Here is a 23,260-nt window from a genome sequence, read left to right on the forward strand (position 1 = left end):
GCGGGAAGAGGACGAGGGCGCACGGACGGGGGCCGTACGGACGCCGGCGGGGACGTACGGGTCAGGGGCCCGTCCGGGTCTCCGACGCCCCCAGACAGCGGGCCCGGGCGCGCAGGAAGACCTCCTCGGCCGGTCCGCGCTCGTCGGGGTGGGCGGTGCGGTACGACCAGGGCTGCGGGGTCCAGTACGGGCCGAGCGCCTCGAACACCCGGGCCGCGTCGGCGAACTTGAGGGCGCCGTACAGGGCGTGGGCCAGGTGGTTGAGGTCGAGCAGGCTGGCCTCGTCGAGGGCGCAGAAGAGGAACCAGCCGTCCATGGCACGGCAGGCGTCGCGCACCGCGTCCTCGGCGACCCAGTGCAGGTCGAGGGCGCGTTCGTGACCCCGCTCGCGCCGGTAGCGCTCGACGCGGACGTAGAGCGGCAGGACGTGCAGGGCGGAGCCGACGGGCGCCGAGGAGGCCGCCCACTGGGCGTAGTTGACCGCCTCGGACAGGGGCCCGGGGCGGCGGGCGTACACGAACTGGAGCATCCGGTGGTGCGCCTCGCGGTTCTGCGGGTCGCGCTTCTCGGCCTCGGCGAGCAGGCCCCAGGGGCCGGGCGGCAGCATGGGCGCGGGCGGCGCGAGGCGGTGCTCCTCCATGCGCTGCTGGGCGTCGAGTACGGAGAGGGCGAGCCGGCACACCCACGGCACGGGGTCGGCGGGGGCGCGGTCGGCCGCCTGGAGGCAGACGGTCCACGCCTCCTGCCAGAGCTCGCGGGTGCGGGGGTGGGCGGTGCGGTGGGCGCGTACGGCCCGTTCGACGGCGACCCGCGCGTGCATCACGGTGGCGGCGGCCGAGTCGGGCTGCTCGGCGAGCCAGGTCTCGACGACGTCGGTGCCGGCGGCGACGGCCGCGAGCACCTGGGTGCGGCGGGTCCAGGCGGTCCAGCCGGAGGTCTCTTCGAGCAGGCGGCCCATGGCCACCCAGCGGCCGGTGCGCAGCTCCTGGACGGCACCGCGCAGGGCGTGGTCGTGGCCCGCCGGGTGGTAGACGGGACGGAAGCCTTGCGCGGCCATCAGGCAGCGGGGCCGGAGCCGAGCGGCGACGCAGGGCGGAGGGTGGGAGACATCGTTCCTCGGTGAGATGGGGGGAGGGGGCGGTCAGTCCCCTTGGCCGTCCCGGCCGTTGATCGGCGATCACTATAGAGGTTGCCGGACGTGACCGATCCACTTTTCTCCGTGACCGTAACTATTCGGCCAACGACCGAATTTGACGCAAAGTCAGGGTCGGTTCGGAACATGACGGCCTCGCCGCCGACCTCTTGACGAGGCGAGCCGGCTGCATCAGGCTGACCGGTTCCACGATCGGAAGCGATCAAGGACGTCCAGGAATCCACGACCGGCAGGGAGACGCACACATGACGGGCCCGGTACTCGCCGTCGACCAGGGCACGTCGGGCACCAAGGCCCTCGTGGTCTGCCCCGAGCGCGGCGTCCTCGGCACCGGTTTCGCGCCGGTCCGCCCGCGCGCCCTGCCCGGCGGCCTGGTCGAGGTCGACCCGCGTGAGCTGTACGACTCCGTGGTCACCGCCGGACGCGCCGCCCTCGCCGAGGCCGGGGAGCCGGCCGTCGCGGTGGGCCTCGCCAACCAGGGCGAGACGGTCCTCGCCTGGGACCCCGCGACCGGCGACCCGCTCACCGACGCGCTGGTCTGGCAGGACCGGCGGGCCGCCGACCTGTGCGGCGAACTCGCCGCTCACGCAGCGGAGTTGACACGCATCACCGGTCTGCCCCTCGATCCCTACTTCGCCGCCCCCAAGATGGCCTGGATCCGTCGCAACCTGACCGGCGCGGGCGTCGTCACCACCAGCGACGTCTGGCTCGTGCACCGCCTCACGGGCGCGTTCGTCACCGACGCCGCCACCGCGGGCCGTACCGGGCTGCTCGATCTGGACGGCGTCGCCTGGTCCGATGCGGCCCTGGACGTCTACGGCCTGGCCGCCGAACGGCTGCCCCGGGTCGTGGACTGCGACACCCCCGTCGGCACCACCACCGCCTTCGGCCCGCCGCTCCCCCTGACCGGCCTCCTCGTCGACCAGCAGGCCGCGCTCCTCGCCCAGGACGTCACCGAGCCGGGCACCGCCAAGTGCACCTACGGCACCGGGGCGTTCCTGCTCGCCCAGACCGGGTCCGCGCCGCGCCGCGGCGACTCCGGCCTGGTGGCCTGCGTCGCCTGGCGGCTCGCCGGCCGCACCAGCTACTGCCTGGACGGGCAGGTGTACACCGCCGCGTCCGCCGTGCGCTGGCTCACCGACCTCGGCGTCATCGCGGGCGCCGAGGAACTCGACGCGGTCGGCGGCGCCGTCCCGGACGCGGGCGGCGTCACCTTCGTCCCCGCCCTCGCCGGTCTCGCCGCCCCCTGGTGGCGCGGCGACGTGCGCGGCGCGCTCACCGGCCTCGGCCTCGACACCGGACCCGGGCACCTGGTCCGGGCGCTGTGCGAGGGCATCGCCGCCCAGGTGGCGGAGCTCGCCGGCGCCGCCGCGGCCGACCTGGGCGGGCCGCTCACCGCCCTGCGGGTCGACGGCGGTCTGACCCGCTCGGCGCTGCTCATGCAGACCCAGGCCGACCTCCTCCAGCGCCCGGTCGAGGTCTCCGCCCTCCCCGACGCCACCGCCCTCGGCGTGGCCGCGGTCGCCCGGCTCGGCCACGAGCCCGGCCTCGCCGCCCACGAGGCCGTCCCTCCCTGGAAGCCCTCCGCCGTCTACGAACCCCGCGTCACGCCCGCCGAGGCCGCCGAACGCCTCGGCCGCTTCCGCTCGGCGGTGGCGACGCTGCTGGCCGGCGGCGCGGGCCCGGAGGACGGGGCGTGAGCGTCACCCGGCGCGGAATCCTGCCGGACACGTCGGGTCCCGGCGGCGCGTACGACGTCACCGTCGTCGGCGCCGGTGTGGTGGGCTGCGCCATCGCACGGGAGCTGGCACGGTACCGGCTGCGGGTGGCGCTCGTGGAGGCGGGCGGAGACGTCGGCGAGGGCAGCTCCAAGGCCAACACGGCCATCCTGCACACCGGTTTCGACGCCGTGCCCGGGTCGCTGGAGGCCCGCCTCGTCCGTGAGGGCGGGCGGATGCTCGCCGCGTACGCCGAGGAGACCGGGATCGCCGTCGAACCGGTCGGCGCGCTGCTCGTCGCCTGGGACGAGGAACAGCTCGCCGCGCTGCCCCGGCTCGCCGACAAGGCCGTACGCAACGGGCACCACGGCACGCGACCGCTCTCGGCCGACGAGCTGCGGGCCCGCGAGCCGCACCTGGGTCCCGGCGCGCTCGGCGCCCTCGAGGTGCCGGGCGAGTCGGTGATCGACCCCTGGTCCACCCCGCTCGCGTACGCCACCCAGGCCGTGCGTTCCGGGGTGGACCTGCACCTCGACTGCCGGGTGGAGAAGGTCCACCCCGGCGCTCCGGGGGCCCCGCACCGGCTGATCACCCGGCGCGGGGTGCTGCGCACCCGCTTCCTGGTCAACGCGTGCGGGCTGTACGCGGACGCCTTCGACGCGCTGGTCGGGCGCCACGACTTCACCGTCACCCCGCGGCGCGGCCAGCTCGTCGTCTTCGACCCGTTCGCCCGCGAGCTGGTCCGGCACATCCTGCTGCCGGTGCCCGGCCCCCTCGGCAAGGGCGTCCTGATCGCGCCGACGGTGTTCGGCAACGTGTTGCTCGGACCGACCGCCGAGGACCTGGACGACAAGACGGACACCGGCTCGACGGCGGAAGGGCTCGCCGCGCTGCGCGCGCAGGGCCGCCGGATCCTTCCGGCGCTCCTCGACGAGGAGGTCACCGCCGTCTACGCGGGGCTGCGCGCCGCCACCGGCGCCGAGGACTACCGGATCGCCGCCCACCCCGAGCTGCGGTACGTGACGGTCGGCGGGATCCGCTCGACCGGACTGACCGCCTCGCTCGCCCTCGGCCGGCACACGGTCGGGCTGCTCGCCGACGCCGGCCTGGAGCTCGGGCCGGAGCGGCCGCTCGCCCCCGTGCGGATGCCGAACCTCGGCGAGGCTTCTCCCCGCCCGTACCGGGACGCCGAGCGGATCGCCCGCGACCCCGCGTACGGCAGGGTGGTCTGCCACTGCGAGCGGGTCACCCACGGCGAGATCCGCGACGCGCTCGCCTCCACGGTGCCGCCCGCGTCCCTGGACGGGCTGCGGCGCAGGACCCGGGCAGGAGCGGGGCGCTGCCAGCGCTTCACCTGCGGGGCGGCGGTGCGGGCGCTGTTCGAGGAGGGCGTGCGGTGAACCGCACGGTCGACGTCCTGGTGGTCGGCGGCGGTCCCGCCGGGCTCGCCGCCGCCACCCGGCTCGCGGCGGCGGGCGCGGGCCGGGTCGAGGTCCTGGAGCGCGAGGAGACCGCGGGCGGGATCCCGCGCCACTGCGCCCGGACCGGCTTCGGACCGTACACGGGTCCCCTCTACGCCCGCCGGGCGGTGGCCGCGGCCGTGCGGGCCGGGGCCGTCGTACGGACCGGGGCCGGCGCGACCGGCTGGGCCGGACCGCTCGCCCTGGAGGTCACCGCGCCGACCGGTCCGGAGCGGATCACGGCGCGGGCCGTCGTCCTGGCCACCGGAGCGCGCGAACGGCCGCGCAGCGCCCGCCTGGTCCCGGGCTCGCGGCCCTCGGGGGTGCTGTCCACCGGGGAACTCCAGCAGTCGGTGGAGCTGTTCGGGCTGCGCCGGGAGCGGATCGGCCGGCGCGCGGTCGTGGTCGGCTCCGACCCGGTGGCCGGCCACGCGGTCCGTGTGCTGCGCCGGGCCGGGGTCGTGGTGGCGGCGGTCGTCGCCGACCGGGCGGACGGTCCCCGGCTGCCGGGCCCGGTGCTGCGCGGGGCGACGGTGGCCGAACTCGTGGGCCGGGGGCGCCTCTCGGGGGTCGTGGTGCGCGGTGCCGACGGCCGCACGGGGCTGCTGCGCTGCGACACGGTGGTGTTCACCGGCGACTGGCTGCCCGACCACGAACTGGCCCGCTCCGGCCGGGTCCCGCTCGACCCGGCCACCCGGGGCCCCTCCGTCGACCCGTCCCTGCGCACGCCGGTGCCGGGCGTCTTCGCGGCGGGCAACCTGCTGCGCGGTGTCGAACCGGCGGTGGTGGCCGCCGCCGAGGGCCGGTCGGTGGCCTCCGCCGTCCTCGCGCATCTCGCGGGCGCCCCCTGGCCGAAACCCGACCTCGCGCTGCGGCCGGCGGGCGGACTGGACTGGGTCACGCCCGGCCGTCTGGTCCCGGACCCCGCCGCCGCGTCCGCACCGGTTCCGGGGCCGGTGCCCGTGCCCGTACTGCTGCTGCGCCCCTCGGAGCGCCTGTCGCAGCCGACGCTAACGGTGACCCAGGACGACCGCCGGCTGTACGAACGCCGGCTGCCCGCCCTCCTGGAACCGCACCGCTCGCTCCGGCACGCGGCCACCTGGGCGGGCGCGGCGGACCCGGCGGGCGGGCCGGTGACGGTGCGGCTGACGGCCGGCTGACGTTCCGCCGAGTGGCCGACGGGAGCGCCGGGCGGCCGCGCGGCGGGCCCCGCTTCGGCCACACTGGGCGCCATGTCCGAGAAGCGCAGTGCTGGTCTCCTTCTCTTCCGCCGGACGCCGGACGGCCTCCCGGAGGTGCTCATCGGTCACATGGGTGGCCCCTTCTGGTCCTCGCGGTCCGAGGCCGCGTGGTCGATCCCCAAGGGCGAGTACGAGCCGGAGGAGGCGCCCGAGGTCGCGGCGCGGCGGGAGTTCGAGGAGGAGTTGGGGCTGCCGCTGCCGGAAGGCGAGTGGTGGGCGCTCGGGGAGGCACGTCAGCGCAACGGGAAGTTCGTCACCGTCTGGGCAGTGGAGGCGGATCTGGACCCGGAGCTGGTCGTGCCGGGGACGTTCACCATGGAGTGGCCGCGGGGGTCGGGTGTGCTGCGGGAGTTCCCGGAGATCGACCGGGTCGGCTGGTTCGCGCTCCCGGAGGCCCTCCCGCTCCTGGTGGCGGGGCAACGGGTGTTCCTGGAGCGGCTCGCCGAACGCCTTGACGGTGCGGCGGGGTCGGCGGGAGCGCCGGGGGCGCCGGCGCCGGGGGGCTGAAAAGGTCCCGTGGTGGGGCCGGTTCAGGCCCATTGTCAGACCCGTGCGAGAGGGTGGGGTGAGCCGAGCTCACATCGTGGAGAGGGAGACCGACATGACGACGACCACCGGCCTCGAGCGCGCCGCGGCCCAGGCGTATCTGCGCCTGATGGAATCCACCCAGGCCGTTCTCTCCGACCCGCGGCTCGAGCCGTACGCGGCGGCGATGCTGACGCATCCGATGGCGGAGGCCGACGCGGCCCTGAGGGCGGCCGGACTCGCGGGGAACGAGGCGCATCTGTTGCGCCTCGTGGCGTCGCTGCGGGCCTCCCCCGCCGCGGAGCGGGGCAGGCACATCTGACCCGGGGCGGCTCCGCCCGCCGCCGGGGCGGCACGTGGCCCTCCGCCGTCACCTCACCGTCTCCCCCGCCGTCTCGCCCGTCCTGGCGCCCGCCGCGTCACCCGTCGGGTCACCCGTCGGGTCGCCCGTCGTGGGGGCGCCGGGCTGCCGGGGCCGGCGGCCGTGCAGTTCGGCGAGACCGCGGCGGGTGGCGGCGACCACCACGCGGTCGCCGGGTCCCAGCACGTGCCCCGTCGGCAGCTCCCAGGCGGGCCGGTAGCCGCAGCGGTCCGGGGGCACGCCCGCGTCGCCGCGGGCGATGATCCGCCAGGCACCGGGCCGGAACGCCTCGGCGACCGTGCGCCCCTCCAGGAGCGGATGGTCGGCGACGTCGAGCGCCGCGAACAGGAGCACCCGGCGCTCGACGGGGAGCGCGCCCAGCACCTGGCGGCCCATCATCGCCCCGGCGAAGGCGGGCGCGGACAGGTGCGAGACGCTGCGGCTGCGGGTGAGGGCGCCCGGGTGGACGGCCCGCAGGGTGCGGTAGACGGCGGTGGCGAAGTCGTCGTCGTACAGGCGCAGCGCGACCCGCAGCCCGGGGCTGATCGAGCGCGCGTGCAGCGCGGCCTCCAGGTTGGTGATGTCGACGCTGGTGAGGGCGAGCAGGGCGCGGGCGCGGTGGATGCGGGCGGCCTCCAGGACGCCCTCCTCGGTGACGTCCCCGATGACGGTCGGCACGCGCAGCCGGCGGGCCAGGGCGAGCCCGCGGGCCTCCGGGTCGGCCTCGACGCAGACGACGGGGATGTTCATCTGCCGCAACCGGGCGAGGACGCGGGTGCCGACCTTGCCGAGGCCGAGGAGCACCACGTGGCCGGAGAGTCCGCGCGGCGGCCGCCGCAGCGTGGTGGCGCTGCGGAAGGTGCCGAGGGCCTCCAGGAGCGCGGCGATCACCACGGGCAGCAGCAGGAGCCCGACGAATCCGGCCAGGATCTGGAGAAGCTGGCGGCTGGTCGGCTCGCCGTGCGCGGGCTCGCCGATGGCGAAGACGTCGAGCAGGATCAGATAGGCGGCGTGCAGCGGGTGGTCGCCGGTGGTCAGGGTGGAGGCCAGCGCGAGGGCGACGACCGCGGCGACGACTCCGGCGAGGGACCAGCGGAGTCGCCGGGAGAACAGGGAGCCGACCGGCAGCGCGGAGGCGCCGAGCCAGCCGGGGGTGCGGGCGGTTGCCTCGTAACTGACGGTCTCCAGGGCGACGATGCCGCGTCCGGTGGCGGCGGCGACCTCGGCGTCGCCGGGGAGCAGCCGCGGGCTCTGGTCGCCGCTGCCCTCGGAGCCCTCGCAGCCCGCCGGGTCGCTGGCGGTCGCCGAGAGCAGCGCGAGCGTGCACAGGCCGGGGTCGGCGATCCGGCCCCGGGCGGGCGGGGTGCGGTCCACGGCGTGCAGCAGCAGCCCGCCGGCCTGGATCACCTTCCTGGTGCCGGCCACGGCGGTGGCCGCGAGGGAGGGCGCGGCGGTGTCGGCGTCGGAGAACACCGTGGTAGCGGCGTCCAGCTTGTCCGGGTCGAGACCGGGCTCGGCGACGGCGGCGGCCTGGTCGAGGAGGGTGGCCAGGTGCTGGCCGAGTCTGCGGTTGTAGAGCCGGATGACCAGGCGCAGGCGCGGGTTGAGGCGGCGGGCGGTGAGCGCGGCGCGGATGTTGCGCTCGTCGTCGTCGTACACGAGGGCGAGCGCGGCGGCCTGCTCGACCCCCGCGTCGAGCAGGACGGCGTCGTCGATCTCGGCGGTCTCGACGACCCGGACCGTCCGGCTCTGGCCAGCCCCCCGGCCGTCGCCCCCGCCGCCCGCGCCGGAGCCCACCGGGCCTCCGGCGCCGGTGGTGCGGGTGACGGCGGCGGTGACCCGGCCGAAGAGCGCCATGGCCCGTCCGGTGCGGGCGACGGGCCGGTCGGGCGTGTCGCCGGGCGAGGGAACGAGCAGGGTGACGCGCTCCCCGTACATCTCGTGGAGCTCGGCGGCGAGGCGGTGGGCGAGGACGTCGTCACCGCAGACGATCATGTGCGCGGCCGGGGACGGAGGGCCGGTGGGGGCAACGGACCTGCTCTGGTACGGGAGTGAGGACACGTCACCAGGATGCCCTGTCCCACTGACACCGCCGCCGGGTCCCCGGCCCGGGCGGGGAGGTCCGGCGCGTGCGCCGTTCGGCGCGGCCGCTACGCCGGTCGGCGCACTTCGATCTGCGCCGCCGTGACGGCGTTCCTACGGTGGCTGAATGATCGTCACGCCTGCCGTCCGCCACGCCGCCGCCGGTGCCGCGGCGCTGCTGCTCGCCCTGCCGGTCCCCACGGCCTCGGCCGCCGCCGTGGCCGAGCCGACCCCGCCCGCCCGGCACTTCGTCGATCCGGCCCGGCTCGACCGCTCGGGCACCCAGGTGCAGCCGCTGCGCGGCGCTCCGGCGCTGCCCTCCGTCTCGGCCCTGTCCTGGGTGGTGGCCGACGTGTCCACGGGAGAGGTCCTCGCCGCCCGCAACGCCCACAAACCGCTGCCGCCCGCCAGCACCCTGAAGACGCTGTTCGCGCTGACTGCGCTGCCCCGCCACGACCCGGGCGAACGGCACACCGTCACCGACGACGAGCTGACCGGCATCGGCGCGGGCAGCAGTCTGGTGGGGCTGAAGGAGGGCTACACCTACAAGGTGTCGGACCTGTGGAACGGGGTCTTCCTCAGCTCGGGGAACGACGCGGTACGGGTGCTCGCGGCGATGAACGGCGGCTGGGAGGCGACGGCCCGCCAGATGCAGGACAAGGCACGCTCCCTGGGCGCCCGCGACACACGGGTGGTCTCCCCCGACGGCTACGACGCGCCGGGCCAGGTCTCCTCCGCGTACGACCTGGCGGTCTTCGGGCGGGCCGGGGTGCGCGACCCGCGATTCACCCGCTACTGCTCGACCCCCTACGCCGACTTCCCGGCCGGCTCGTGGTCGTACGGCATCGCCAACACCAACCGGCTGCTGACGGGCGCGGACGGCGTGGCGCGCTATCCCGGCCTGATCGGCGTCAAGAACGGCTACACCAGCGGCGCCGGCAACACCCTGATCGCGGCGGCCCGGCGCGGCGCCCGGACCCTCGTGGTGTCGGTGATGAACCCGCAGGGGGGCGGTGGCTTCGCGGTGTACGAGGAGGCCCGGGCGCTCCTCGACTGGGGCTTCGACGCGTCGGGCCGGGTGCAGCCGGTGGGCTCGCTCGAACCCCGGAAGGACCGGAGGAAGCCCCGGGACACGGCACCGGCCGAGACCCGGGTCGAGGCGCGGTCCCAGGTACGGGCCCGGGCGCAGGCCGGTCCGGAGGCGGGGGCGGGGGCGCAGGCCGCCCGGAAGGCGGACTCGGCCACGGGAGCCGCCGCCTCGGACGGTGCGGGTGCCGGTGCCGCTGCCGGTGCCCGTTCCGGTGCCGCTGCCGGGACCGCTCCCGGTGCCGGTGCGGCGGGCGACGCGGCCCGGACGCCGGTCCGCGACACGCCGGACGACGCCGTGCCCTCCGGCACCGCGGCCGGCCTGCCGCTCGCCCTGGTGGGCGCGGCGCTCGGTGCGGCGCTCTCGCTGTGGCTGTGGCGGCGGTTCGGCGCGCGCGGGAACTGACCGGCCCGGCGGCCGGCGGTCTCCCCGCGCCACCCGGTCCGGCACGGTTCGGCGGCCGCCGTAGGGTCCGGCGCCTAACCTGCCGGGACCGCCGGCCGGGAGGGCCCCGGGCGGCACCGGAAGGGACGGTCATGAGGTCGGTCACGGGTTCTGCGGGGAGTGCCGCCAGGGGCACGGAGGCGTACGCGGCGGAGGTCGCCCGGCGGTTCCGGGAGGTCAACGGCGACCATCCGATGACCGCCGCCGACGACGCCTATGTCAGCGCGCAGTTCACGCCACTGGACCGGCTGTGCGCCGCGCGGGGGCGGGACCTCGCGGAGACACGGCGGCGGATGCTGGACGGTCTGCTGCCGCTGCCCGGGTATCTGCGCTCGGACGGCGCGGAGATGGTCCCGCAGGACCTCTTCGACCTGGCGGCGCGGGCGGGCGGGCCGGAGCGGCTGCGCGACTGGTTCACGGCCCACTGGACGGACCCGGCGCGGGGCGCCGAGGAGTGGGAGGCGTACCTCAGCGGCCAGTACGTGTGTCTGCACCGGGTCACCCCGGCGACGATCCGGCGCAAGGCCGAGCTGACCGCCGCGATCACCGGGGCGGTGCGGTCCCCGCGTCCGGAGTCTCCCCTGTGGTCGGCCGCCGTGCACGCCCTGGTCGACGAACTGGACGCGCTGCTGCCCGCCTTCGCGCCCTACGACCGGCTGCGGTTCGGCGGTCCGACCTCCCGGGACGTCTGCGTCGACGCCGTGCGGGCCCGCTTCCCCCGGCCGGAGCCCGCCGCGCGTCCCGCGCCCGGAGGCGGGAGCCTCAGGTGAGGTGGTCCCCCTGGTCGGGCTCTTCCCGCGGGGCTCGTGCGACGCGCGCCGCACGGCTCTCGCACCGGCGCAGCAGCAGACCGAGTCCGCAGATCGCGGCCGCCGTCCAGGCGGCCGCGAAGGACCAGAGGAGGGTGAGGGATCCGGTGGCCACGGCGGCCACGAAGAGCACCGCGGTCACGAGGCCGAGGACGGCCGTGGCGACCGCGGCGGCCGGACCGGCGAGCCGTCCGGTCCCGGGGCGCGGCGGCGGGCCGGGGCCCAGGGTGCGGGCGAGGGAGTGGTCCTCACCCAGCGCGTGTTCGATCTCGGCGAGAATCCGCCGCTCGCGCGGCGAGAGCCGTGGTCCGTCCATCGCCGGCACCTCCCGCCCTCGGCTCGCGGCCGTCGGGCCGGCGACCGCTCCCGGCCCCGGCCCGCGGCATGTCGTCCGTGACCTATTCGGCGGGTACCCCGCCGGCGCGCGTCGAACCGCACACCTGAACCCGCGCCCCGGCCGGTCCGGCCGTATAGCGCTCCGCGGCGAGGACGGCCTCGCGGGCCGTCCGCTCCCCCATGAGGACGCACAGCGTGTACGCGGTGTCCTCGAACCGCCTGCGGGCCGCCAGGTCGTGCGGCCTGGTCAGGACCAGCCGTTCCTGGGCGCGGTAGCTCCGCAGCAGGCGGTCGATCGTGTTGCGGTCGGGGAGCAGCATCCGTTCCTCCTGATCGTGACCTGGCCCCCCGGTCCCACCATCGTGGGTGCACATGCTCACAAGCGCGACCCACAGCGCTACGCTCCGTGACCGGGTCGGCTCTTTCCGCGTGCGAGGGCCGCCGCGATGGCGGATGGTCGAGACATGAACCCCAGTGAGCGGATGCGTGTCGTCGTCACCGGTGCCACGGGAAACGTCGGGACGAGCCTGGTCCGCGCCCTGGTGCGGGAGCCCCGGGTCGCGTCCGTGCTCGGCCTGGCCCGCCGCAGGCCCGGACTGACCCTGGAGAAGACCGAATGGGCGGAGGTGGACCTCTCGCTCGACGGCGACGAGGCGCGGCTCGCCCAGTACGTGGCGGACGCGGACGCGGTCGTCCATCTGGCGTGGCGCTTCCAGCCGACGCACGATCCGGCGACGACCTGGCGCAGCAATGTGCTCGGTTCCGTACGGGTCTTCGAGGCGGTCGCGGCGGCGCACGTGCCGGTCCTCCTGTACGGCTCCTCGGTCGGCGCCTACTCCCCCGGACCGGGCAACGGCGCGCCGGTGTCGGAGTCCTGGCCGACGCACGGCTGGCCGGGCGCCGCGTACACCCGGGAGAAGGCGTACGTGGAGCGGCTGCTCGACACGTTCGAGCGCGACCACCCGCAGACCCGGGTGGTGCGGATGCGGCCGGGCTTCATGTTCAAGGAGGAGTCGGCGAGCGAGCAGCGGCGGATCTTCGCGGGCCGCTGGCTGCCCGGCCAGCTCATCCGGCCGGAGTTGATTCCGCTCGTACCGGAGCTGTCGGGGCTGCGCTTCCAGGCCCTGCACACGGACGACGCGGTGGAGGCGTACCGGGCGGCGCTGCTGCGGGATGTGCGCGGGGCGTTCAACCTCGCGGCGGAGCCGGTGGTCGACGTGGCGACGCTCGCCGGGCTGCTCGGCGCGCGGCCGGTGAGGGTGCCGACGGCGGCGGTCCGCGGGGTGCTGTCGGCGGCCTGGCGGATGCGGGTGGCGCCCGCGTCGCCGGATCTCTTCGACGCGGTGCTGCGCCTGCCGCTGATGTCCACGGACCGGGCGCGCGAGGAGCTGGACTGGGCGCCGTCCAGGTCCTCGGTGGAGGCCCTGGAGGCGTTCCTGCGCGGCGTCCGGGCGGGTGGCGGGGACGCGACGGAGCCGCTGGGCGGCCGCCGGTTCGGCTGACCCCCGCCGCGTGCGGAACCGGTGGTGCCCCTCGTCGGGGGCGCGGGCGGAGCGCGTGGGCATAATGCGCGTATGCGCATTTCAGCCAGGGCCGACTACGCGGTGCGGGCCGCCCTCCAGCTCGCCGCGGCCCGGGAGTCGGGGCCGGTGAAGGCCGAGGCCATCGCCGACGGCCAGGGCATCTCGCACAAGTTCCTGGAGGGCATCCTCGGCGACATGCGCAAGGGCGGCCTGGTCCAGAGCCAGCGCGGCGGCAACGGCGGCTACTGGCTGGCGCGGCCGGCCGAGGAGATCTCGGTGGCGGACGTGATCCGCTGCGTGGAGGGGCCGTTGGTGTCGGTCCGGGGCGTGCGGCCGCCGGAGCTGTCGTACACCGGTCCGGCCGAGTCGCTGCTCACCCTGTGGGTGGCGCTGCGGGCGAACGTGCGCCATGTGCTCGACGGCGTCTCGCTGGCCGAGGTGGCCACGGCGCGGCTGCCGCGGGAGATCGTGGCGCTCGCCGAGGACCCGGAGGCATGGACCAACCCCTGACGGCGCATCGCGTCCCACCTGTCGAGCAGTCAATGTCCGCCATGTGGATGCCTCTTGGGGCCCGGGCACCCCTCTGTCAGGATCCCTAGTATTCCAATGGGGATACTAGGGATCATGTGAGGTGACGTGAGTACGCCGAAGAAGTCAGCCAAGCGCCCCACCTCCGTCCCGGCCGGCCCTGCGGCCGACCGCGCGACCGAGCGCACGGCCGAGGACGGGATCTGGCCCCGCGTCACCCGGGAGCTCGCCGACGACCTCGCCGTGGACGCCCTGGTCAGGGACCGGGCCGGCAAGGTCCCGTTCGACGAGGTCGACCGGCTCAAGGAGGCCGGCCTGCCCGCCCTGCTCACCGCTCCCGGCCCCGGCGGGGCCGGTGCCGACTGGCGCACCGCCTGCGGGGTGGTCCGGGAGATATCCGCGGCCGACGGCTCGATCGGCGAACTCCTCGCCCACCACTGCGCGCTGGCCTGGACCACACGGTTCCTCGGCCCCGCCGCCGGGCCGCTCGACCTCGGCGCCCGTGCGGCGCGGGAGCGGTGGCTGCTCGCCGGTTCAGCCGAACCGCCGTCCCCGGAGAACGGCCCCGGCGGCGGCACCGGGCCGGCCGGCACCCCCGCCTCCACCGGACCGGTGCTCACACCGGCCGGCGGGGGCGCCTACGTCCTCCACGGCCGGCGTGCCTTCGCCTCCGGCGTCACGGTCGCCGACCGGCTGGTCGTCGCGGCCCGCTGTACGCAGACGGGGGACCTGCCGCTCGTCCTCGTGGACCCGGCGCACCCGGCCGTCTTCACGGAGCCGGCCGCCGAACGGGTGGGCCAGCGCCTGGCGGGTGCGGGCACCGTCACCTTCGACCGGGTCCCGATCGCGGCCGGTGACGTGCTCGGCACCCTGCCCCACGACGAGCACGCCGTCGCCCCGTACCCGACCCTGGCGCCCCTCGCCCTGCGGCTGCTGCTCGTCCAAGTGGCGCTCGGCATCGCCGAGGGGGCGCTCGCGGAGGCCCGTGACGTCAGCCGGGCCGGCCACGCCGCCCGCGGGGGCGACCCGTTCCTCCTGCTGGCCTACGGCGAGCTGGCCACCTCCGCGCACACCGCCGCCGCCGTGGTGGAGCGTGCCACGGACGCCCTGGCGCACGGACTGCTCGCCGGCGGCGCCCTCGGCGTCGAGGAACGGACCGACATCGCCGTCCTGGTCGCGGCGGCCGAGACGGTCGCCCACCGGGCGGCCCTGGACATCACCACCAGGATCCTGGAACTCGTGGACCCGGCGACGGAATCCGACCCGCACGGCGGCGGCCCGGGCTTCGACCGCTTCTGGCGCAACGCCCGCACGCTCACCGCGCCGGTGCCGCCGGACCACCGGCTGCGCGACATCGGCGACCACTACCTCAACGGGACGCACGCGGGACTCACGCTGCCGGCCTGACCCCGACCGGCCCAACCGGCCCGACCGGCCCAGGCTGGAACGGGAGGGGCGTACGGCCCGGCCTCCTGCGGCTCGCCGACGAGGCCGACGGGTTCGCCGCTGTCCGCCTCGGGCGGCGGGCAGCCCCTCGCGGTGGGGCGGCGGGTGCGCCGCGGGGCGCCCGGTCGCGGTGGTGCCACACGAGGTTGACGCCCAGGATTGACGAGGAGTGTCGAGCTCTCCGGCGCCGGATAGTCATCTCGCCGCGCCGGACGGCAAGGCGACCGGCGAGAGAGAGGAGCCCCATGGAACACGAGGCGTTCGACGCGGCGCGGCCCCCCGAACGGCCCGGGGAGCGAGCCCACGAAGGAGCCGGGGACGGAGCCCGGGAGCGGGCCGGTCACGGCGGTGGCGGCCGCCGGAGGCCGTCGTTCCGCACGGCGCTGACCGTGGCCGGCACGGTGGCGGCGGCGGTGACGGTCACGACCGCGGTGTACGTGGTGACGTCGGGCACTCCGGCGGGCGCCGGCACCCGTTCGGAGGTACCACGGGCCGCCGGGTCCGCCGCGCACTACGTCTCCGAGGTGGTCACGCTCGCCAACGCCGAGCGGAGCAGGGCCGGATGCGATCCGCTGCGCTCCGACCCGAGGCTCACGGAGGCGGCCCAGGACCACGCCGACGACATGGCGGCCCGCGGCTACTACGCCCACGACAGCCAGAACGGCCGGAACGCGGGCGACCGCATCACCGCCGCCGGCTACTCCTGGTCGTCCTGGGGCGAGAACATCCACCGCGGCACGCTCTCGCCCGCGGAGACGGTCGCGGAGTGGATGGACAGCGAGGCCCACCGGAAGAACATTCTGAACTGCGCGTTCAAGGACGTCGGCGTGGGAGTCAACCTCTCCGGCAACGGCCCCTGGTGGGTACAGGACTTCGCGACGGCCCGCTGAGGGGCCCGGCCGGGGACGCGGGGCGGGGGCGTCCGGCTTCAGCCGAGCGGTGCCGCCAGTTCCTGCACCCAGATCGTGCCGTCGGGGCCGGGGACGGCGGCGACGCCGGTGTCCCGGAAGCGGCAGTTCAGCAGGTTGGCGCGGTGCGGAGGGTCGGCCATCCAGTCGGCGACGACGGACTCGGGGCCGCTCTGCCCGCGGGCGAGGTTCTCCGCCCAGGCGCTCCAGGAGTAGCCGCCCGCCGTCATCCGGGTGCCCGGGTCCGAGCCGTCGGGGCCGTGGTGGCCGTAGTGGTCCCGCGCCACCATGTCCCGGCCGTAGGCGCGGGCGACCGCGACGAGCTCGGGGTCCGAGCGCAGTGGGCCGCAGCCGGCCGCCGCGCGGTGGCGGTTGACCAGCCGGTTGAGCCGCTCCTCGGGGGACGGCGGCTCCGGCGTCCGGGTCCGGCTGGGCCGGGGCGAGGGTGTCGGCGAGGCCGTCGGCGTGGTGGTGGACGGCGCCGGGGTGGTGGGCGCGGCGACCACCCGCTGACGCATCTGCGCCCGCTCGACCGGTGCGCCCGGCGCCAGCAGCACCGCCGCGCCGAGCACGCCGACGGCCACCGCCCCGGCTCCCCACGCGCGCAGCCCACCGGCCGGCGCGGACGCGGTGCCGGCGGCCGGGTCGCCGCCCGATCCTGCGGGCGGGCCGCCGACCGCCGGCGCCTCGCCCCCAGCCCCGGCCCTGACCCCGGAGCCCGGTTCGACGCCCGCCCCCGGTTCGGCCACGCATGCGGCCGTCTCCGTCGCCGGTTCCACTCCCCCGGCGCCCGCCCCGGAGCCCGGTTCGACGCTCGGCCCCGGTTCGGCCACCCATGCGGCCGTCTCCGTCGCCGGATCCGCTCCCCCGGTGCCGTGACCGGCCCCGGCCAGCAGCGGGGGCACCAGGGCGAGACCCACGAGAAGGCCCTCGGCGGGGGCCAGCCCGGCCCGGCCGGCGGCGCAGCGGGGGCAGGCGTCGAGATGGCGGGCGAGGCGCTTGCGCCAGAGCGGCGAGGGACGGCCGTCCCAGGCGGCGGTGGTCTCGGCGAGGCCGGGGCAGGGCGTCGGGGCGGCGAGGGCGCGCACCAGGGCACGGCCGGTCTCCAGGCGGGCCTTCATGCGCTGGACGCGGACGGCGGCGTGCCGGGGCGGCAGGTCGAGGGCGGTGGCGAGTTCGGCGCGGGTGAGTTCGCCGGCCGCCTCCAGCCACCACAGGGAGAGCAGCTCCCGGTCGTCCTCGTCGAGCCACCTGGTGGCCTCGGCCACCTCGCGCCGCTGCCCGGTGAGCCCGAGCCGCAGGATGGTGAGGTCGGTGAAGTCGCCGGCCGGGTCGGCGAGCGCGGCGGCCCGGTCCAGGCCGGGCTGCGGTGCCTGCTGCCGTTCCCGCCAGCGGTGGCGTATCCGGTTCATGGCGATGGCGACGAGCCAGGAGCGGAAGCGGGCCGGGTCGCGCAGTCCGGTGAGGCCGTCGAGGGCGCGGACCATCGTCTCCTGGACGACGTCGTCCACGTCGGCGTGGCCGTCGAGGGCCCGGCCGACGATGTTGTAGACGAGCGGGAGACAGGCGCGTACGAGATCGTCCCCGGCACGTGCGTCACCGGCCCGTGCCGCCTCCACCAGGGCGGCGGTGCGCTGCTCGTCGTGCATGGTCCCTGCTCTCCTCGGGTCCTGTCCTCTGACCTGTCCTGTTCGTCGAGGAGACCCGTGGGAGCGTCCGGGACAACACTTTTTCGTCGGCGCCTTCGTGCGTTCCGTGCCCGCCCCGGACTATCCGGGGAGGTGCGGCAGGCTCGGCACGGTGGCCCCGCCCCCCGCGCGCACGGCCTCGACGACGGCGTCGTGCAGGTCGCGGCTCTCCTCCTCCGATCCGCAGGGAACCGGACTGCCCGACATGGTGAACCAGTCGGAAGCGCCGCTGTACTGCACGGCCACGCGTGCCTCGCCGTCGGCGTAGGTGGTGTGCACGGTCATATCGCCCGTGACGACACCGGCCTCTTGGGTCAGCACCCCGCCACGCCCGGTGTACACACCGGCGGTCGTCCATGATGCCCAGCTCATCCATCCAGACTCACACCCGGACGGCGGATACGCCACCGACAGGGCCGCCCCGGCCGGACGGGTGTCCGGCCGGGGCGGTTCCGGGCCCCCGGGAGGGGGCCCGTGTCGCCTCAGGCGAGGGACGCGATGGCCTCGTTGAACGTGGCGGACGGGCGCATCACGGCCGCGGCCTTGGCCGGGTCGGGCTGGTAGTAGCCGCCGATCTCGGCCGGGGAGCCCTGGACGGCGATCAGCTCGTCGACGATCTTCTGCTCGTCGGCGGTCAGCTTCTCGGCGAGCGGGGCGAACGCCTTGGCCAGCTCCGCGTCGTCGGTCTGCTTCGCCAGCTCCTGGGCCCAGTACAGGGCCAGGTAGAAGTGGCTGCCGCGGTTGTCGATGCCGCCGAGGCGACGGGTCGGCGACTTGTCCTCGTTGAGGAAGGTGCCGGTGGCGCGGTCCAGCGTGTCCGCGAGGACCTGGGCGCGGGCGTTGCCGGTGGTGGTGGCCAGGTGCTCGAAGGAGGCGGCCAGGGCGAAGAACTCGCCGAGGCTGTCCCAGCGGAGGTAGTTCTCCTTGACGAGCTGCTGGACGTGCTTCGGGGCGGAGCCGCCGGCGCCGGTCTCGAAGAGGCCGCCACCCGCCATCAGCGGGACGACGGAGAGCATCTTGGCGCTGGTGCCCAGCTCCAGGATCGGGAAGAGGTCGGTCAGGTAGTCGCGCAGGACGTTTCCGGTGACCGAGATGGTGTCCTCGCCGCGGCGGATGCGCTCCAGGGAGAACTTGGTCGCCTCGACCGGGGACAGGATCTTGATCTCCAGGCCCTCGGTGTCGTGCTGCGGCAGGTACTCCTTGACCTTGGCGATCAGCCGGGCGTCGTGGGCGCGGGTCTCGTCCAGCCAGAAGACGGCCGGGGCGCCGGTGGCGCGGGCGCGGGTGACGGCGAGCTTGACCCAGTCCTGGATCGGGAGGTCCTTGGTCTGGCAGGCGCGGAAGATGTCGCCCTCGGCGACCTCCTGCTCCAGGACGACCTCGCCGGCGGCGTCGACGAGGCGGACGGTGCCGGCCGCGGCGATCTCGAAGGTCTTGTCGTGGGAGCCGTACTCCTCGGCCTTCTGCGCCATGAGGCCGACGTTCGGGACGGAGCCCATGGTCGACGGGTCGAAGGCGCCGTGGGCGCGGCAGTCGTCGATGACGGCCTGGTACACGCCGGAGTAGGAGCTGTCCGGGAGGACGGCGAGGGTGTCGGCCTCCTGGCCGTCCGGGCCCCACATGTGGCCGGAGGTGCGGATCATGGCCGGCATCGAGGCGTCGACGATGACGTCGGACGGCACGTGCAGGTTGGTGATGCCCTTGTCGGAGTCGACCATGGCGAGGGCCGGGCCCTCGGCCAGCTCGGCGTCGAAGGATGCCTTGATCTCCTCGCCGAGGCCGTGCGGGAGGGACTCCAGGCCCTTGAGGACGGCGCCGAGGCCGTCGTTCGGGGACAGGCCGGCGCCGGCCAGCACCTCGCCGTACTTGGCGAAGGTCTGCGGGAAGAAGGCGCGCACGACGTGGCCGAAGACGATCGGGTCGGAGACCTTCATCATCGTGGCCTTGAGGTGCACGGAGAACAGCACGCCCTCGGCCTTGGCGCGGGCGACCTGCTCGGAGAGGAAGGTGCGCAGGGCGGCGACGCGCATCACGGAGGCGTCGACGACCTCGCCCGCGAGGACCGGGACGGACTCGCGGAGCACGGTGGTGGTGCCGTCGGCGGCGACGTGCTCGATGCGCAGGGAGCCGTCCTCGGCGATGACCGTGGACTTCTCGGTGGAGCGGAAGTCGTTCTGGCCCATGGTGGCGACGTTGGTCTTGGACTCGGGGGTCCAGGCGCCCATGCGGTGCGGGTGGGCCTTGGCGTAGTTCTTGACCGAGCCGGGGGCGCGGCGGTCGGAGTTGCCCTCGCGCAGGACCGGGTTGACGGCGGAGCCCTTGACCTTGTCGTAGCGGGCGCGGACGTCCTTCTCCTCGTCGGTCCGCGGGTCGTCCGGGTAGTCCGGGAGGGCGTAGCCCTGGGCCTGGAGCTCGGCGATCGCGGCCTTGAGCTGCGGGATGGAGGCCGAGATGTTCGGCAGCTTGATGATGTTGGCCTCGGGCGTCTTGGCCAGCTCGCCCAGCTCGGCGAGGGCGTCGGCGATGCGCTGGCCCTCCTCGAGACGCTCGGGGAAGCTGGCGATGATGCGCCCGGCCAGGGAGATGTCACGCGTCTCGACGTTGATCCCGGCGGTCGAGGCGTACGCCTGGATCACGGGCAGGAACGAGTACGTCGCCAGGGCGGGCGCCTCGTCAGTGTGCGTGTAGATGATGGTCGAGTCAGTCACCGGGTGTGCTCCGCTCCACGTCTGCGTCTGCGTCTGCAAGATTGCTCGACATCAAGATATCTCGTGATCGCGCTCATCGGGAAAGGGGTCCTCGGGAAACGGGTCCTCGGGCGACGCGTCCTCGGTGCTCCGGCTCGTCAGGCGGTACGGGACCCGGTTCGGGTCGAGGTCGACGCGGCGGAGCAGGGCGAGCAGCAGGAGGGCGACGCCGGCGCCGGTGCCGGCGGCGAGGGCCTGAGCGCAGCGGTGGGCGGTGCGCGGCAGCTCGACCGGGAGCGGGCCGGTGCCGGGCAGGCAGTCGCCGAGGAGGTAGCCGCCGGCGGCGAGCCCGGCGAGCGCGAGGGCGGCGAGCGGGACGGTGACGAGGAACCGCTGCGAGGGCAGGGCGCGCCGGGAGGCGGGGTGGACCTTGCCCTTGCGGGCGAGCAGGGCGATGAGCGCGGCGAAGGCGGCGAGCGCGAGCAGGTCGGCGGCGATGACGTCGCCGGGGCGGTGGCGTCCGGAGGCGATGCCGTACGCGCCGAGGGCGGCGGCCCACAGGGCGCCGAGGCCTACGGCGGCGCTGCGCAGCCGGTGCGGGACGACGAGGACGAGGCCGAGCGCGGTGCCCGCGGCGACCACGGAGGGGCTGCTGGGGAAGCCGGTGCCCACGACGGTGCCGGAGGCGTCGACCAGGCGCGGGCCGGGGGCGTACCGCTGGAGGAGTTCCGCGAGGGCCACGGTGGCGGCCAGGGTGCCGAGGGCGGCGCCGGTGCGGGCGTACCGCCGGCGCAGGACGCCGACGGCGGCGAGCAGCAGCACCGCGACGGCCAGGGACACGGTGCCGATGCCCTGGAGGGTGGGGTGCTCGCGCAGGACGCGGGCGACGGGCGGATCGGCGAGCCGTCCGGCGACGGCGGCGTCGCCCCAGCGCCGGCCCGTGGCGGTGAGCACGAGCCCGGCGTAGGCGACGGTGAACAGGAGGACGGCGGCGAGACTCGCCCGCCGCATCCGTATGCGGACCCGGGCGCTGAAGGATCCCGGGGCCTCCGCGGCGACGGCGGCGTACCACCATGTGTCACCGGCTGCGACGCTCCGCGAGGAGCCGCCGGTGCGGGGCCTGTCGAAGGGTGCCATGCCTCGATTCGACCCCGGCCCCGACCCGGCCGCGCGCTGGAGGCACCCGAACGACGCGGGGCGGCGGCGCGAGGGTTCCGTACGTCGCTCCGGCCGCCCGCCCGGTCCGCTCGGGGCCCTCCGGCCCCCGGGCCTCGCGGGGGACCCGGCGGGGCCGTACGCGGACGGCTAGGCGGCTCGCGGTGCCCCGTTCCCGGGGTGGGCGACGGCCGCGCGGGCCTCCGAGGTGCGGGCCCGGCGGCGGGTGCCGTCCAGGGTGAAGGCGGTGTTGATCAGGGCGACGTGGCTGAGCGCCTGGGGCATGTTGCCGAGCTGGCGGCCCGTCGCCGGGTCCCATTCCTCGGCCAGCAGTCCGACGTCGTTGCGGACGTCCAGGACCCGTTCGAAGACGGTACGGGCCTCGGCCGGGCGGCCGGTCTGGGCCAGGGCGTCGGCGTACCAGAACGTGCAGGCCAGAAAGACCCCCTCGGCGCCGTCGAGGCCGTCGACCTCGTGCACCTCGCCGTCGGCGACCTCGTCGTAGCGGCGCACGAAGCCGTGGTCCTGGAGTCCGGCCATGGCGCGGACGGTGCCGAGGACGCGCGGGTCGTGCGGCGGCAGGAAGCCGAGGCGCGGGATCAGCAGGGCGGTGGCGTCGACGCGGCGGCTGCCGTAGTACTGCGTGAAGGACTGCCGCTCCTCGCTCCAGCCCCGCCTGCAGACCTCGTCGTGCAGTGCGGTGCGCAGCGCCTGCCAGCGGCGGACCGAGCCGCGCAGTCCGGCGACGCGGGCGAGCCGCAGGGCGCGGTCGGCGGCGACCCAGGCCATCACCTTGGAGTGGACGAACTGGCGCCGGGGGCCGCGCACCTCCCAGATGCCCTCGTCGGGTTCCCGCCAGCGGCGGCCGACGTAGTCGAGGAGCGCGGCCATCAGGCTCCACACCTGCGCGTCGAGGGGGACGCCGGCCCGGACGGCGGAGTAGATGGTGTTCAGGACCTCGCCGTAGATGTCGAGCTGGAACTGGCCCACGGCGGCGTTGCCGAACCTGCCGGGACGCGAGTTCTCGTAGCCGGGCAGCCAGCCGCGTGGGTCTCCGGCACCCGGCGCTGTCCGGCGACCCCGTACAGCGGCTGCAGGTCGGCCGGGTCGCCGGCGGCGGCGCGGACCAGCCAGTCCTTCCAGGCCAGGGCCTCCCGGCGGTAGCCGCTGCGCAGCAGGGAGGAGAGCGTGAAGGTGGAGTCGCGCAGCCAGCAGAAGCGGTAGTCCCAGTTGCGGCGGCCGCCGATGCATTCGGGCAGGGAGGCGGTGGCGGCGGCGACGACCCCGCCGGTCGGCTCGTAGGTGAGGGCCTTGAGGGTGACGAGGGAGCGCAGGACGGCGTCGCGGGCGGGCCCCTCGTAGCGGAGGCCGGCCGCCCAGTCGGTCCAGAAGGCGAGGGTGCGGTCGAGGTCGGCGGGCACGTCGGGCGGCGGGGGCGGCGGGAGGTGCGAGGGGTGCCAGCCGAGGACGAGGGTGACGCGCCGGCCGGCGGTGACGGGGAAGGCGAAGGTGGTGCGCTCGCGGGTGACGGTGGGGTCACCGGCGCCGGGTCCGCAGTGCAGCCGGGTGGCGTCGGGCCCGGCGAGGGAGTCCACCGTGCGCCGGTCCGAGGCGTGGGTCAGCGGCACGACACGGCCGTGGTCGAAGCGGACGGTGAGCTCGCTCCGCATGTCGACACGGCCGGCGATCCCGTCGACGACGCGGACGATCCGCGGGCCGTGCCGGCGCGGCGGCATGAAGTCGGTGACCTTCACGGTGCCGTCGACGGTCTCCCAGACCGTCTCCAGGACGAGGGTGTCGCCGCGGTAGCCCCGCCGGTTGCAGGGCCGGTCGCCGACGGGGGCGAGGGTCCAGTGGCCGTGGTCGCCGACGCCGAGGAGGGAGGCGAAACAGGCCGGTGAGTCGAATCTCGGCACACACCACCAGTCGACCGACCCGGTGCGGCCGACGAGGGCCGCCGTCTCCAGGTCACCGATGAGGGCGTAGTCCTCGATTCGCCCTGCCATGTCCGGATTCTAATGCCGTGGGGGGACCCGCCGCAGGGTGGCGGGGAACTGCCGGGCCGGGCCTCCGCCGGGGGTCCGGTGGGGGCCGGTGGGTCTGGGGGTC

At 75.8% G+C, this 23,260-nt stretch carries 19 protein-coding genes and 1 pseudogene; 11 read left to right on the top strand and 9 right to left on the bottom strand.

Annotation, left to right across the window (positions count from 1 at the left end; translation table 11 throughout):
* Window positions 1-61: 61 nt before the first annotated feature.
* Entirely contained in the window at window positions 62-1,057 is a 996-nt protein-coding gene (locus tag ABZ135_RS19885; RefSeq protein ID WP_356697483.1) for a hypothetical protein, read from the bottom strand.
* Window positions 1,058-1,398: 341 nt separating this feature from the next.
* On the opposite strand from ABZ135_RS19885, the gene ABZ135_RS19890 reads away from it, so the two are divergent.
* The 5 genes from ABZ135_RS19890 to ABZ135_RS19910 all read left to right on the top strand — a co-directional run bounded on the left by ABZ135_RS19890 (window position 1,399) and on the right by ABZ135_RS19910 (window position 6,419).
* Complete coding sequence (locus ABZ135_RS19890; protein WP_356697485.1) at window positions 1,399-2,853, top strand: FGGY family carbohydrate kinase; 1,455 nt, start codon at window positions 1,399-1,401, stop codon at window positions 2,851-2,853.
* Window positions 2,850-4,271, top strand: a complete 1,422-nt coding sequence (locus tag ABZ135_RS19895; RefSeq protein ID WP_356697487.1) for an FAD-dependent oxidoreductase — start codon at window positions 2,850-2,852, stop codon at window positions 4,269-4,271. Before ABZ135_RS19890 ends, ABZ135_RS19895 begins: the two co-directional genes overlap by 4 nt.
* Window positions 4,268-5,491 (top strand): FAD-dependent oxidoreductase, encoded by a 1,224-nt coding sequence (locus tag ABZ135_RS19900; RefSeq protein ID WP_356697489.1) that lies wholly within the window; start codon window positions 4,268-4,270, stop codon window positions 5,489-5,491. The genes ABZ135_RS19895 and ABZ135_RS19900 overlap by 4 nt, the downstream gene beginning before the upstream one ends.
* 72 nt (window positions 5,492-5,563) lie before the next feature.
* Window positions 5,564-6,079, top strand: coding sequence for an NUDIX domain-containing protein (locus tag ABZ135_RS19905; protein ID WP_356697491.1), 516 nt, complete (start codon window positions 5,564-5,566; stop codon window positions 6,077-6,079).
* A 94-nt stretch (window positions 6,080-6,173) separates the two neighbouring features.
* On the top strand, window positions 6,174-6,419 hold the full coding sequence (locus ABZ135_RS19910; RefSeq protein ID WP_356697493.1) for a hypothetical protein: 246 nt from the start codon (window positions 6,174-6,176) through the stop codon (window positions 6,417-6,419).
* Window positions 6,420-6,467: 48 nt separating this feature from the next.
* Here the strand turns inward: ABZ135_RS19910 and ABZ135_RS19915 are convergent, their stop codons facing one another.
* The gene (locus ABZ135_RS19915; protein ID WP_356697596.1) at window positions 6,468-8,453 is read right to left on the bottom strand and encodes an NAD-binding protein; all 1,986 of its coding nucleotides are present in this window, start codon (window positions 8,451-8,453) and stop codon (window positions 6,468-6,470) included.
* Between the two features lie 214 nt (window positions 8,454-8,667).
* Between ABZ135_RS19915 and ABZ135_RS19920 the strand changes: the two genes are divergently transcribed.
* On the top strand, window positions 8,668-10,032 hold the full coding sequence (locus ABZ135_RS19920) for a serine hydrolase (RefSeq protein WP_356697495.1): 1,365 nt from the start codon (window positions 8,668-8,670) through the stop codon (window positions 10,030-10,032).
* A gap of 131 nt (window positions 10,033-10,163) precedes the next feature.
* Window positions 10,164-10,841 (top strand): DUF6058 family natural product biosynthesis protein, encoded by a 678-nt coding sequence (locus tag ABZ135_RS19925; protein ID WP_356697497.1) that lies wholly within the window; start codon window positions 10,164-10,166, stop codon window positions 10,839-10,841.
* Here ABZ135_RS19925 and ABZ135_RS19930 read toward each other — a convergent pair.
* Together ABZ135_RS19930 and ABZ135_RS19935 are read right to left on the bottom strand one after the other, a co-directional pair.
* On the bottom strand, window positions 10,834-11,196 hold the full coding sequence (locus tag ABZ135_RS19930) for a DUF3040 domain-containing protein (protein WP_356697499.1): 363 nt from the start codon (window positions 11,194-11,196) through the stop codon (window positions 10,834-10,836). The genes ABZ135_RS19925 and ABZ135_RS19930 overlap by 8 nt on opposite strands.
* Window positions 11,197-11,278: 82 nt before the next feature.
* The gene (locus tag ABZ135_RS19935; protein WP_356697501.1) at window positions 11,279-11,536 is read right to left on the bottom strand and encodes a DUF5133 domain-containing protein; all 258 of its coding nucleotides are present in this window, start codon (window positions 11,534-11,536) and stop codon (window positions 11,279-11,281) included.
* 144 nt (window positions 11,537-11,680) lie between these two features.
* On the opposite strand from ABZ135_RS19935, the gene ABZ135_RS19940 reads away from it, so the two are divergent.
* The 4 genes from ABZ135_RS19940 (at window position 11,681) to ABZ135_RS19955 (ending at window position 15,603) form a co-directional block, all read left to right on the top strand.
* The gene (locus tag ABZ135_RS19940; RefSeq protein WP_356697503.1) at window positions 11,681-12,718 is read left to right on the top strand and encodes an NAD-dependent epimerase/dehydratase family protein; all 1,038 of its coding nucleotides are present in this window, start codon (window positions 11,681-11,683) and stop codon (window positions 12,716-12,718) included.
* 72 nt (window positions 12,719-12,790) lie between these two features.
* The gene (locus ABZ135_RS19945; RefSeq protein WP_356697505.1) at window positions 12,791-13,249 is read left to right on the top strand and encodes an Rrf2 family transcriptional regulator; all 459 of its coding nucleotides are present in this window, start codon (window positions 12,791-12,793) and stop codon (window positions 13,247-13,249) included.
* A gap of 126 nt (window positions 13,250-13,375) precedes the next feature.
* Window positions 13,376-14,674 (top strand): acyl-CoA dehydrogenase family protein, encoded by a 1,299-nt coding sequence (locus tag ABZ135_RS19950; RefSeq protein WP_356697507.1) that lies wholly within the window; start codon window positions 13,376-13,378, stop codon window positions 14,672-14,674.
* A 284-nt stretch (window positions 14,675-14,958) separates the two neighbouring features.
* Window positions 14,959-15,603 carry a CAP domain-containing protein gene (locus ABZ135_RS19955; protein WP_356697509.1) on the top strand — a complete coding sequence of 215 codons (645 nt, stop codon included), beginning with the start codon at window positions 14,959-14,961 and terminating at the stop codon, window positions 15,601-15,603.
* A 38-nt stretch (window positions 15,604-15,641) separates the two neighbouring features.
* Here the strand turns inward: ABZ135_RS19955 and ABZ135_RS19960 are convergent, their stop codons facing one another.
* From ABZ135_RS19960 to ABZ135_RS19980, 5 genes and pseudogenes are all read right to left on the bottom strand, one after another.
* Window positions 15,642-17,270 carry a sigma-70 family RNA polymerase sigma factor gene (locus ABZ135_RS19960; protein ID WP_356697511.1) on the bottom strand — a complete coding sequence of 543 codons (1,629 nt, stop codon included), beginning with the start codon at window positions 17,268-17,270 and terminating at the stop codon, window positions 15,642-15,644.
* A gap of 120 nt (window positions 17,271-17,390) precedes the next feature.
* Window positions 17,391-17,681: a hypothetical protein gene (locus ABZ135_RS19965; protein WP_356697513.1), complete on the bottom strand. Its 291-nt coding sequence runs from the start codon at window positions 17,679-17,681 to the stop codon at window positions 17,391-17,393.
* A 110-nt stretch (window positions 17,682-17,791) separates the two neighbouring features.
* Window positions 17,792-20,017: an NADP-dependent isocitrate dehydrogenase gene (locus ABZ135_RS19970; RefSeq protein WP_356697515.1), complete on the bottom strand. Its 2,226-nt coding sequence runs from the start codon at window positions 20,015-20,017 to the stop codon at window positions 17,792-17,794.
* A 51-nt stretch (window positions 20,018-20,068) separates the two neighbouring features.
* Complete coding sequence (locus ABZ135_RS19975) at window positions 20,069-21,133, bottom strand: phosphoesterase (protein ID WP_356697517.1); 1,065 nt, start codon at window positions 21,131-21,133, stop codon at window positions 20,069-20,071.
* A gap of 168 nt (window positions 21,134-21,301) precedes the next feature.
* Window positions 21,302-23,157 (bottom strand): annotated as a pseudogene (locus ABZ135_RS19980) (glycoside hydrolase family 15 protein).
* Window positions 23,158-23,260 lie beyond the last annotated feature (103 nt).

The sequence above is a fragment of the Streptomyces sp. NPDC006339 genome (assembly GCF_040612775.1).
In the GTDB taxonomy this organism is placed as follows: domain Bacteria; phylum Actinomycetota; class Actinomycetes; order Streptomycetales; family Streptomycetaceae; genus Streptomyces.

Bases quoted from the DNA above. Each gene is read 5' to 3' on its own strand.
- ABZ135_RS19885 (WP_356697483.1), bottom strand. From the start codon at position 1,057: ATGGCCGCGCAAGGCTTCCGTCCCGTCTACCACCCGGCGGGCCACGAC.
- ABZ135_RS19890 (WP_356697485.1), top strand. From the start codon at position 1,399: ATGACGGGCCCGGTACTCGCCGTCGACCAGGGCACGTCGGGCACCAAG.
- ABZ135_RS19905 (WP_356697491.1), top strand. From the start codon at position 5,564: ATGTCCGAGAAGCGCAGTGCTGGTCTCCTTCTCTTCCGCCGGACGCCG.
- ABZ135_RS19910 (WP_356697493.1), top strand. From the start codon at position 6,174: ATGACGACGACCACCGGCCTCGAGCGCGCCGCGGCCCAGGCGTATCTG.
- ABZ135_RS19915 (WP_356697596.1), bottom strand. From the start codon at position 8,453: ATGATCGTCTGCGGTGACGACGTCCTCGCCCACCGCCTCGCCGCCGAG.
- ABZ135_RS19920 (WP_356697495.1), top strand. From the start codon at position 8,668: ATGATCGTCACGCCTGCCGTCCGCCACGCCGCCGCCGGTGCCGCGGCG.
- ABZ135_RS19925 (WP_356697497.1), top strand. From the start codon at position 10,164: ATGAGGTCGGTCACGGGTTCTGCGGGGAGTGCCGCCAGGGGCACGGAG.
- ABZ135_RS19930 (WP_356697499.1), bottom strand. From the start codon at position 11,196: ATGGACGGACCACGGCTCTCGCCGCGCGAGCGGCGGATTCTCGCCGAG.
- ABZ135_RS19935 (WP_356697501.1), bottom strand. From the start codon at position 11,536: ATGCTGCTCCCCGACCGCAACACGATCGACCGCCTGCTGCGGAGCTAC.
- ABZ135_RS19940 (WP_356697503.1), top strand. From the start codon at position 11,681: ATGAACCCCAGTGAGCGGATGCGTGTCGTCGTCACCGGTGCCACGGGA.
- ABZ135_RS19945 (WP_356697505.1), top strand. From the start codon at position 12,791: ATGCGCATTTCAGCCAGGGCCGACTACGCGGTGCGGGCCGCCCTCCAG.
- ABZ135_RS19955 (WP_356697509.1), top strand. From the start codon at position 14,959: ATGGAACACGAGGCGTTCGACGCGGCGCGGCCCCCCGAACGGCCCGGG.
- ABZ135_RS19960 (WP_356697511.1), bottom strand. From the start codon at position 17,270: ATGCACGACGAGCAGCGCACCGCCGCCCTGGTGGAGGCGGCACGGGCC.
- ABZ135_RS19965 (WP_356697513.1), bottom strand. From the start codon at position 17,681: ATGAGCTGGGCATCATGGACGACCGCCGGTGTGTACACCGGGCGTGGC.
- ABZ135_RS19975 (WP_356697517.1), bottom strand. From the start codon at position 21,133: ATGGCACCCTTCGACAGGCCCCGCACCGGCGGCTCCTCGCGGAGCGTC.